This is a genomic window from Brachyspira sp. G79, from assembly GCF_002379365.1.
GTDB lineage: Bacteria > Spirochaetota > Brachyspiria > Brachyspirales > Brachyspiraceae > Brachyspira.
Genome location: NZ_JQIU01000008.1, coordinates 1115427 through 1118303 on the forward strand (window position 1 = coordinate 1115427; position 2877 = coordinate 1118303).

Consider the following 2877-nt stretch of genomic DNA (forward strand, 5'->3'; position numbering starts at 1 on the left):
TTAAAATATTTGCAGGGCTTTGTCCCGCACACCAGTTCTTTTATTGATATAAAATAACCAAAAGAACTGCATTTTTAACCCAAATTTTAGGTATTACCAGGCATTTAATATATATCTTTAAAATATAAAGTTCTAGCAATTGCGTTTTTCACGAAACGTGCCTGTAGCAAAAAAGTTGATAATTCTGTATAAAGTGCATCAGTTGACAAAATAAAATTGTTCCAGTATATATTAATATTATATCTTCTCCATAACGATAGCCACTAAAAATCCAACACACATAGAAATAACAGTAGAAGCAAGCATAGGAATACTTAAAGCTGTTATATTAGGCCATAAACTTAGAAAAGATACTATAATAATACCAAGTACAAAGCCAAACAATATAGATTTATATTTTTGAAGCAATACTGTTACCAATTTGGATATGCTGAATATACCTATAACAACACCAAAACCCAAAAATATTAAAGGTATTAATAAAGATAAATTAAAAGTTTCAACAAATGCTGATATGAAGTATGATATATTTTCATATTCTCCTAATATTAATAATAGTAAAGAACCTGATATACCAGGTATAACCATAGCAACAGCAGCTGCAATACCGCATAAAAATAATTTGATACCATAAAGAATTGAAAAAGACCCAGTATATACAGCAGTATCACTTACAGGCTTATTAATATCAAAATACACAAATATAGACATAATAAAAGCCCCAAGTACAAATGCTATAAATACTTTAATATTAAACTCTTCTACAGTCTTTGTTATAAATGGAAATGAACCTAATATAAGACCTACAAAAAATATTCTTGTAGGAATAGGATAATATGTAAAAGTATAATTAATAAGTTTAAGAAATAATACTATAGAAATAGCTGCTCCAATTGCAACTGGTATTAATACTTTCAAACTCTCTTTAATATCATTCCATTTAAGTTTTATTAATGCTTCAGGCAAAATAGATATAGAATATGTTAATTTTTCATATATTCCAAGTACAAAAGCAATAGTGCCTCCTGAAACTCCCGGAATAGCATTAGCAATGCCTATAGCCATTCCTTTTATAAAATATGATATATAATTTCTCATCGTTTCCTCTTTATAAGTTTATTAAATTTATTTTTTAATATAAATAATTATAATTTTTATAAAAAAATGCCATGAATATAAAACTATACTCATGGCTGTTATTAATTCAAATTTATTAATTAGCTTATAACAGCTATTATTTCAACTTCTACTAAAGCATCTTTTGGAAGAGATTTTATTGCAACTGTACTTCTTGCAGGAGGATTTTCTGGGAAATATTCAGCATATACTTCATTGAAAGCAGCAAAATTAGCCATATCAGTTAAAAAACAAGTAGTTTTAATAATATTAGCCATAGTTAAATTTTCTGATTCTAAAAGACCTTTTATATTTTCCATAACTCTTTCAGTTTGTTTTTTTATATCATTTTCAGCCATATTTCCGCTTACTGGATCCAAAGGTATTTGACCTGAAGCAAAAATGAAATTTCCGCTTTTCACAGCTTGAGAATAAGGTCCTATAGCCTGCGGAGCTTTGTGTGTTTTAATGATTTTTTTATCCATATACTAATTCTCCTTTCTATTTTTAAATATTTTTTTCATTACTCTATTATGTTAATTATAATTAGTTTTTGCAAAATATCAAGTAATTAAACATTATTTTTAAGAATTAAAAATGTATTAATTGACAATAATAAAAATTATATTATTATTAATAGCAGTATTTTTTATATTTTATAAGGTTATATATTTATGAAAATAAACTCTTCAACTATACTCACTGCATTATTCGCTTCTCCATGCCGACATAGCATATCGCCTATTATGCATAATGAAGCTTTTAATAAACTTAATCTTAATTATGCTTATTTGGCTTTTGAAGTAGATAAAAATAATTTAAAAGAGGCTGTAAACTCAATAAGATCATTAAATATGAGAGGCGTAAATCTATCAATGCCGAACAAAAAAGAAGTGATTAAATATCTTGATAAAATATCAGAGGCAGCAGAGCTAACCCAAAGTGTTAATACTATAGTTAATAATAATGGAATACTCACAGGATACTCTACAGATGGAGAGGGGTTTATAAAATCCTTAGAAGAAGAAAATATATTTATAAAAAATAAAAATATCATAATACTAGGTACTGGAGGAGCTTCTATAGCTATAATATCACAAGCAGCTTTATATGGTGTAAAAGAAATATATGTTTTTAAAAGAGATACAAACTGGAGCGAACAAAAAAAGATCATTGATAATATAGCAGAAAAGACTAACTGCTCTATAGAATTATTTTCACTTGAAAATAAAAATATTTTAAAAAAGAAAATAGATAACAGCAGTGTATTAATTAATGCTACAAGTGTTGGTATGAAAGAAGATGTTTCTTTAATAGAAGATAAAACTTTTTTTAGATCTGATTTAGTAGTAAGCGACTGTATATATAGTCCTGCAAAAACAAAATTACTTCAAATAGCTGAAAAAGAAGGATGTAAAATAATAAATGGAATGGGAATGTTACTATATCAGGGTGCATTGGCTTTTGAGCTTTGGACTAATGAAAAAATGCCTGTAGAATATATAAAAAATATTATATTTAAATAAATATAATAATATAAATTACTAAGTATACGTAAATAAGAGGATTTAGAAAATGGACAATATAGTAAAAGTAAAAAATATAAAATTAGGACAAGGAACCCCAAAAATATGTATACCAGTAGTAGAAAAAAATGAAAAAGATATAATAAAATACATAAAAGAAATAAACAAACTTCCTGTTGATATTATAGAATGGAGAGCAGATTTTTTATAGATGATACTTCAAATTTTGATTATA

Annotated in this window: 4 protein-coding genes; 2 read left to right on the top strand and 2 right to left on the bottom strand. The window is 26.0% G+C overall.

Going from position 1 to position 2877, the window contains the following annotated elements; all coding sequences use genetic code 11:
* Window positions 1-237 precede the first annotated feature (237 nt).
* Entirely contained in the window at window positions 238-1098 is an 861-nt protein-coding gene (locus KQ44_RS06310; RefSeq protein ID WP_096736704.1) for a DUF368 domain-containing protein, read from the bottom strand.
* 119 nt (window positions 1099-1217) lie between these two features.
* Window positions 1218-1601 carry a RidA family protein gene (locus KQ44_RS06315; RefSeq protein ID WP_096736705.1) on the bottom strand — a complete coding sequence of 128 codons (384 nt, stop codon included), beginning with the start codon at window positions 1599-1601 and terminating at the stop codon, window positions 1218-1220.
* A gap of 189 nt (window positions 1602-1790) precedes the next feature.
* Here KQ44_RS06315 and aroE point away from each other — a divergent pair, with 189 nt between their 5' ends.
* The gene (gene aroE, locus KQ44_RS06320; protein ID WP_096736706.1) at window positions 1791-2642 is read left to right on the top strand and encodes a shikimate dehydrogenase; all 852 of its coding nucleotides are present in this window, start codon (window positions 1791-1793) and stop codon (window positions 2640-2642) included.
* 49 nt (window positions 2643-2691) lie between these two features.
* Complete coding sequence (locus KQ44_RS06325) at window positions 2692-2853, top strand: type I 3-dehydroquinate dehydratase (protein ID WP_240516516.1); 162 nt, start codon at window positions 2692-2694, stop codon at window positions 2851-2853.
* Window positions 2854-2877 lie beyond the last annotated feature (24 nt).